This is a genomic window from Coleofasciculus sp. G3-WIS-01, assembly GCF_040223135.1.
Lineage (GTDB): Bacteria > Cyanobacteriota > Cyanobacteriia > Cyanobacteriales > Coleofasciculaceae > Coleofasciculus.
This window is the reverse complement of record NZ_JAVJZI010000283.1, coordinates 60,805-67,179: the sequence shown is the minus strand read 5'-3', so window position 1 is coordinate 67,179 and position 6,375 is coordinate 60,805. Positions and strand designations below refer to the sequence as shown.

The window sequence follows — 6,375 nt, the reverse complement described above, 5'->3', positions numbered from 1 at the left end:
TGCATTGTGCGTAGTCCGGTCTAACGACTTGGTAGCATACGAGGACTTGCAAGTACGAAATATGGTCAAAAACCATCACCTAGCCAAATCGATTTCAGACGCGGCTTGGTCAGAATTTAGATGTTGGCTTGAGTATTTTGGAAAAGTGTTTGGGGTGGCAACGGTTGCTGTTAAGCCTCACTACACCTCCCAGAACTGTTCTAATTGCGGTTGTGTGGTGAACAAATCACTATCAACTCGAACACATAAATGTAAGTGCGGATGTGTTTTAGACCGTGACTGGAATGCTGCCATCAATATACTCAAGGAAGCACTTCGTACTGTAGGGCATACAGGAACGCTCCAGGAATACTGGATAAACGCTTCGGGACAACTCGCCCTAGGCGAGTATTGATGAAAGTCAATACTCGCTTGGTGATTGGATGAACGAAGAATCCCCCGCGCTTTTAGCCGGGGGAGTGTCAATAGGTTAACATAATTGAGAAAGTAACGCGGCTCCCGTTGAGCTAGTGACGATAATTTGGCGGTTGCGATCAAATAAGAGAGAACCGACTCGTACCCCTTGCTCGCTATGCTTATAAATATAGTCTTGGCAGCGTTTATCTATCGTAGACGCGATCGCACGATAAATCTGATTCACCCAATCACTCCCCTCTTTCGCGTCCAATTGCCGTAGATAGCTCAATGCCGCTTCGGTGGTGGGACTGGTAAAGACTGCCTGTAAAATCGGTGTGGGTAATCCCACTTGAGCGCCATGAGCGGTAAGAATTTCTAGGCGTCCATCGGCTAAGTGATGATGGGTGTGAAAAATGCCACCCGCTAACTTTATCAGCTTACCATGATAACCAAATAATAAAATCTCTGGGATTTCTTGCAATCCCGCCGCCACTAACAACGATCCTAGCCAATTGGCTGTTTTGACTAATTGCTCTGAATTTATCCCCATTTGTCGCGCCAAACTTAAACCATTTTCTCCCACACAGAAGACTAAACAGTCGAAACATAGGGCTTTGATTTGCAGTTGTTCGCGATAAGCTTGCAGTTGCTCAGGAGTGCTTAAGGGTTGAGAAATCCCTGTCGTTCCTAAAAGTGATAATCCTTCTAGCACACCAAACGCTGCATTCGATGTCCGTTGTGCCAGTTTACGTCCTTCGGGTAAAATAATTGTCACCTTAATTTTTTCATCTTGTGCCAGTAAGCGACTGAGATTTGTTTGTAATAACTTCTCAGCGTAGGCATAAATTGCCGCTTTTCCGGCTGCATTTAATTGTCGCCCAATTCCTTCACCGCCGATTATCTGTACCTGTTCTGTTTGCTCAGATTTTCCCCATTCCACAACTGCCCAAATTGGAGTATTTCGGGTTAAATCAATGTTATCGCCCGGATCACTGCGGGTAATCGCTAGTGCTATTCCTTCGCGAATTCCGGCGACTTGCTCAATGGGAATTTCTGCCGTTTCTTGGGGTTCAATTAAGTCTACAGATACGGTATCGAGGGGTTTAGCTTGGCGCAACCACTGCAAAGCAGCAATCGCCGAAGCACAAGCAAAGACGGGTAGAGTATATCCAGATTTCATTGATAGTGTGAATCCTTAACCTTAATTATAATCAGTCATCGGTAGGGCGAACTTAGGGATTAAATCGACAGATATATCCCAAACAGAACAACTTGTACCCGCCCTCTTTCTAATTAACCGGGCGACGATCTTATTCATACCTATAGCAAAATACTTTCTAAGCCTGACGGATAGCTTTCAGCACGCGCAAAACTTGCATTGACGACTCAGTTTCCATTAAATTTAGCAAGGGTAAGAGCTGATATGTGGGTGGATTTCCAGACTGGATGTACACAAACTGATAATGCATTCCGTTTGTGGTTAATCCCCAAATCGATTCTTGATGCTCCAATTTATTATAGGCATACGTGAGTAATTGAGCCAAACCAGCCAAGGCATTCACTTGACTATTTTTACTTTCAATAACCAACACCAATAACGATGTATGAGCCGTGAGCCGTCGCTGTTTATTTACGGCTAGAATATCCAAGCGTCCGGTAATACTGGTATCCTCATCGTCGATAGTAATCCGGGAAATATTCTCTTCCAGGGAAATCTTGACAGGAAAACGGTAGAAACCAGCCAACCGCAGTAAGGGCGCGATCGCGAGAAGTTTAACTTGTCCTTTTGAGACTTCTCCGTCAATCAAATAGTTATCAAAATCCTCGCGAATTTGCCCCAATTCCTGCTGTTCAAAATCGGTTAGGGACTCCAGAGATAACAAGGGAGTAAATGAGCTATTATATCGTCGTTGAAATCCCAGAACTCGATGAACGTCTTTTAGCGATAAATCTTTAGCGTAGAGAGTTGTCATCGGCTACTCCAACTTAAGTTTTGACTCAATTATAGGTGCTTGATTAAATTGTAGAGACGCGCCATGGCGCGTCTCTACAAGGTTTGTTTGTGTCCTCAGATACCGAGCAAAGATTGAATTGGGTTATACCATTTATTGGTAACATTTCACCTAATATTCACCCCTCCAAACCTCCCCAGAGTAGGCGTGGATTAGGGCGCAAGGAGCGTGCTTCCCTACGGTTTCGTGTTACTTAAATCGGGAAACACTTCCCGCACCGCCGGATGAACCAACTGATGATTATGGACATTCACCCCCTTCGCCAATGCTAAGTCTGACGCGACAGCTTTTATCCCTTCATTGGCTAACTTGAGAACATAGGGTAACGTACTGTTATTCAAGGCTTGAGTCGAACTCCAGGGTACAGCACCGGGCATATTGGGTACGCCATAATGGACAACCCCTTCCTCTATATACGTGGGATTTGTGTGTGAGGTGGATTTCACGGTTTCAATACATCCCCCCTGATCTACCGCCACATCAACAATCACAGCACCCGGATGCATTTGTTGCACCAATCCACGAGGGACAAGAATCGGCGCTCGACGCCCCGGAACTAATACCGCCCCAATGAGTAAATCCGCTTGGGGAACAACGGCTTCAATCTGGTCTGAATTACTGTAGAGTAGTTCAACTCTGGAACCAAACAGGGTTTCTAAGTAGGCTAGACGTTCAATATTAATATCTAAAATCTGAACGTGAGCGCCCATTCCTACCGCCATTCTTGCCGCTTCTGTCCCGACAACGCCACCACCAAGAATCACCACCTTACCAGGTCTCACCCCAGGGACACCCCCCAAAAGCACCCCGCGCCCACCTTGTTGGCGCTCCAGAAATCGAGCGCCAAATTGGACAGAAAGACGACCGGCGATAATGCTCATCGGTGTCAACAAGGGGAGGCGGTGATCAGGGAGTTCCACGGTTTCGTAGGCGATCGCACAAACACCACTATCGATTAAACACTCGGTCAACGGGCGATCCGCTGCCAAATGCAAGTATGTAAATAGTAATTGTTCTTTTTGTAAATATGAATACTCCGACTTTAGCGGTTCTTTCACCTTAACCACCAGTTCCCGATTCCACGCCTGTGCTGCTGTAGCGACGATCTTAGCGCCATTGTGCTGATAGTCTTCATCGGTAAAGCCAGCACCCTCCCCTGCTTGGGTTTCTACCCAAACCTGATGACCGGCTTCCTGTAAGACGCGAACGCTACTAGGACTCAAGCCGACTCGAAATTCTTGGTCTTTTGTCTCTTTTGGTACACCGATTTCCATCGTTTTCCTTTATGTAGTGCAGTTTTCAGAGGTTGTGCCATAAGGACTAAGCATATACTCCTTACGCGATCGCACAACATCGTTGTTGAAATTGGTATAACCTACCGATATACATTCTGCCCTTGCTTGTTTAAATGTTAAACTTAGTAAAGAAATATAACTAAATCATTACACCATCCTTGGCAACTATGAAACAACCCCAACCCACAACCACTCCCCAACTCGCCGAACCCAAATTTGGTTTCAATGAATATGCTGAGCGCTTGAATGGTCGAGCCGCCATGATTGGGTTTGTCTTGACACTGGGCATTGAATATGCTACAGGTCAAGGACTGCTAACTTGGCTAGGTTTGCAATAACACTCGGAGATCAACATTTGGCAGTAGGAGCATCTTACTGCCGAAAACATGGTAAAGAATAATAGGTTATCGGCTAATGTAGCGATTGATCAGATAACCTAGAAGTAGATTAAGTACTTGACTGAAGTGGAATAGAGATAAATAGCAAACCGTGATGAATGCTTTAGGACCTCGATTCTGGAAGTTAGCCTACCGTAAAGAGCCAATTTCTAGCTTTATTGTCATTGTCGGCGCTGTCGATGCCGTCATTGGCGGTGTCGGTGAACGCTGGTCGCTGCTAACATTCGGGTTAATGATGGTCATGTTAGCCGTTGGTTTACGCTGGTGGCAAAGTCAACGTCGCCAAACAGAACTGGCTGAACAACCCGTAACCCATTATCTGCCAGCAAGCCCTTCCCGTCCACCCTTACCGATGCTCAGCACCAGCAAGCGCCATCCCCATCGCTGATGCTGGTTTAAAGCAAGTCGGGTGTAATTTTTTAGGTACAGCAAAGATAAGGGAAGGCAGATTTGCGCCGAATGACAAGCAAATTAAGATTGGAGCGATTGTATAAAATTGGCGAAGTTGCCAATCAAAGTGGATTATCGGTAAAAACGATTCGTTATTACGAACAGGTGGGTTTACTGACACCAACGACAACCCGTTCCGAGTCAGGTTATCGCCTGTTTAGCGAACAAACCCTGAATCGGTTAGCCTTTATTAAGCGATCGCAATCCCTCGGACTCAGCCTGAGTGAAATCCACGAAATCCTCGACGTTCACGACTCCGGTGAGTTACCCTGTGGTGCACTGAAGCAACACTTACTGCATAAAGTCGAGGACATTAACCAGCAAATTCAAGCCCTAGAACTGCTCAAGTCAGAGCTTTTAGGCTTACTCTCAGGATGGCTTGAGCAGCCGCCGCGCGATCGCATCGCTCAAACTATCTGTCCAAATATTCAATGAATGAGTTTTGACCCTTCACTTCGTTCAAGGGAATGGCGCGTAACCCTTCTTTTCACTCAAGGAAACCTGGTTGTGTGTAGGGGCGGGTTTCACGATTATCGTTTCTTCCCTCACCCAGATGGAACTAAACCCGCCCCATCCCAGTTTTGAGTGCGATAATTATGACAAATGACCAATGAAATAAGGGCAGTTTTGATCGGAATCATCATAGTGTGGGCGACTGTGAGCCATAAGGCAATGAGTCAGCCTTTGCCTGTACCCGTTACGCCACCCAATCCGGAAAATCCAGTTCAGCCACCGCCTCCTATACCCATCGATTCGCCAAATCCCGATAATTTATCTGTGCCTCAACCTCTCCTTTCACCGGAAGCCTGGAGAAATCCGCAACTAGTCCGCACCTTTAAAGGTCATAACACAGCCATTGATTCTTTGTTCTTTAGTCTAGATGGAACAATTCTCATTAGCGGCGGTAGTTATAACGATGGCAAAATTAAATTTTGGCAGCTAGAAACAGGTCGAGAACTCGACAGCCTGCGAGCGCAACGAACTTCGGTATCCGTCCTTGGCTTATCACCCGATGGAGAAACCTTGGTCAGTTCTGGTACAGATTCTGCGGTTAATCTCTGGAACTGGAGAACCGGAGACTATATCCATCAGTTTCGCGATCATACCAGCAATGTCTTGTCCCTGGCAATCACGCCAGATGGTCGCACCTTAGTAACCGGGGCTTTAGATGGAATTCGACTGTGGGATTTAACCAAACAACGTCGAATGTATACCTTGGCGCGTTTTGATAACCAAACCTATGGCTTGGCGATTCACCCAGATGGAGATATTCTGGCAAGTGGTCATAAGTATGGTTCAATTAAGCTCTGGAATTTAAACACAGGGGCGTCACTCAATCAGATTAGCGCCCATCGCGGTTCAGTTAATGCCTTGGCGTTTACACCTGATGGACAAACATTAGTCAGTGGTAGCTATGATCGCACGATTAAAGTCTGGAATCTTAGAACTGGACGATTAGCACAGACTCTTTCGGGACATACCGGGCGAGTGTGGGCTGTGGCGATTAACCCCGATGGTGAAACTCTAGCCAGTGCTAGTCGTGACGGGGTACGGTTATGGAATTTAAGAACCGGTGAACTGTTGGCATTACTCACAGCCCATGAAGATTGGGTGCATTCCGTTGCCTTTAGCCCTGATGGTACAATCCTGGCTACTGGCGGATTTGATCGACAAATCATGGTTTGGCAAATTTCGACCGTGAGGGGTGAAGAGTTGGCACAAATTTCTCAGTAGGGGCTTGGTAACTTAAAGGAAATCTAGTATAGACTAGAGGACAAAAGCATAAAAGCTTCACTTAATATAAAGCCAAATTAATCTTTGGTA

8 protein-coding genes are annotated in these 6,375 nt (G+C 46.1%); 5 read left to right on the top strand and 3 right to left on the bottom strand.

The genetic code is table 11. The features are described from left to right. Positions 1 to 394, top strand: a 394-nt coding sequence (locus tag RIM23_RS30435) for an RNA-guided endonuclease InsQ/TnpB family protein (protein ID WP_446372200.1), incomplete at its 5' end; no start/stop codon positions are given. A 75-nt stretch (positions 395 to 469) separates the two neighbouring features. Here RIM23_RS30435 and cbiD read toward each other — a convergent pair. From cbiD to ald, 3 genes are all read right to left on the bottom strand, one after another. After that, positions 470 to 1,576: a cobalt-precorrin-5B (C(1))-methyltransferase CbiD gene (gene cbiD, locus RIM23_RS30430; RefSeq protein ID WP_446372198.1), complete on the bottom strand. Its 1,107-nt coding sequence runs from the start codon at positions 1,574 to 1,576 to the stop codon at positions 470 to 472. A 157-nt stretch (positions 1,577 to 1,733) separates the two neighbouring features. Then, positions 1,734 to 2,369 carry a restriction endonuclease subunit R gene (locus RIM23_RS30425; protein ID WP_446372196.1) on the bottom strand — a complete coding sequence of 212 codons (636 nt, stop codon included), beginning with the start codon at positions 2,367 to 2,369 and terminating at the stop codon, positions 1,734 to 1,736. 215 nt (positions 2,370 to 2,584) lie between these two features. Further along, complete coding sequence (ald, locus tag RIM23_RS30420) at positions 2,585 to 3,682, bottom strand: alanine dehydrogenase (protein ID WP_446372194.1); 1,098 nt, start codon at positions 3,680 to 3,682, stop codon at positions 2,585 to 2,587. 188 nt (positions 3,683 to 3,870) lie between these two features. Here ald and RIM23_RS30415 point away from each other — a divergent pair, with 188 nt between their 5' ends. The 4 genes from RIM23_RS30415 (at position 3,871) to RIM23_RS30400 (ending at position 6,285) form a co-directional block, all read left to right on the top strand. After that, complete coding sequence (locus tag RIM23_RS30415; RefSeq protein ID WP_446355879.1) at positions 3,871 to 4,041, top strand: hypothetical protein; 171 nt, start codon at positions 3,871 to 3,873, stop codon at positions 4,039 to 4,041. A gap of 154 nt (positions 4,042 to 4,195) precedes the next feature. After that, complete coding sequence (locus tag RIM23_RS30410; protein WP_446336681.1) at positions 4,196 to 4,489, top strand: hypothetical protein; 294 nt, start codon at positions 4,196 to 4,198, stop codon at positions 4,487 to 4,489. 71 nt (positions 4,490 to 4,560) lie between these two features. Then, positions 4,561 to 4,986, top strand: coding sequence for a heavy metal-responsive transcriptional regulator (locus RIM23_RS30405; protein WP_446372192.1), 426 nt, complete (start codon positions 4,561 to 4,563; stop codon positions 4,984 to 4,986). Between the two features lie 237 nt (positions 4,987 to 5,223). After that, positions 5,224 to 6,285 carry a WD40 repeat domain-containing protein gene (locus tag RIM23_RS30400; protein WP_446372190.1) on the top strand — a complete coding sequence of 354 codons (1,062 nt, stop codon included), beginning with the start codon at positions 5,224 to 5,226 and terminating at the stop codon, positions 6,283 to 6,285. Positions 6,286 to 6,375 lie beyond the last annotated feature (90 nt).